The organism is Bradyrhizobium semiaridum, from assembly GCF_020329505.1.
Lineage (GTDB): Bacteria > Pseudomonadota > Alphaproteobacteria > Rhizobiales > Xanthobacteraceae > Bradyrhizobium > Bradyrhizobium semiaridum.
This window is the reverse complement of the sequence record NZ_JAGKJJ010000091.1, coordinates 1-644: the sequence shown is the minus strand read 5'-3', so window position 1 is coordinate 644 and position 644 is coordinate 1. Positions and strand designations below refer to the sequence as shown.

Annotated in this window: 1 protein-coding gene; it reads left to right on the top strand. The window is 65.7% G+C overall.

Annotated features, from left to right (window positions below; all coding sequences use genetic code 11):
- A partial coding sequence (locus J6500_RS31605) for a glycogen/starch/alpha-glucan phosphorylase (protein ID WP_225716595.1) occupies nucleotides 1–538 on the top strand: 538 nt, incomplete at its 5' end.
- Between the last annotated feature and the right edge of the window lie 106 nt (nucleotides 539–644).

The following is a 644-nucleotide window of genomic DNA, read 5'->3' as shown; positions in this document are numbered from 1 at the left end:
GACCGCCGGCATGGAGGCCTCCGGCACCGGTAATATGAAGCTCGCGCTCAACGGCGCGCTGACCATCGGCACGCTCGACGGCGCCAATATCGAAATCCGCGATGCCGTCGGCCCCGAGAACATCGCGATCTTCGGCCTCGAGGCCGGCGACGTCATGGTCCGCCGCAAGCAGGGGCTGGATGCCAGCGACGTCATCCGCAAATCGCCGCGGCTGGAGCGCGCGATCCGCGCCATCGAAAGCGGCGAGTTCTCGCCCGGCGATCCCGCCCGCTTCGCCTCCATCGGCCACGCGCTGCGCGTCGTAATAGGAATCGAAATCGGCCGAGACCATGTAATGGTCGAGATAGCGCAGCGCGGCATCGACGCGCGCTGGCAGGTGATCCCGGCCTGGACCCGCGCCTCGATCCTCAACGTCGCGCGGATGGCCTGGTTCTCCTCCGACCGCACCATCCGCGAATATGCCGAGGACATCTGGCACGTGCCGGTGCACCCGAGCGCATCGCCGCAGATCGGCTCGCAGCGCGAGGCGAAGGGATAATCCCGGGGCGCGGAAATCAATGACGCCTGGCGTCATTGAATTCGGCGCTGTCGCTCGCGATATTGTATGTCGAGCGTCATTGCGAGCAAAGCGAAGCAATCCATCA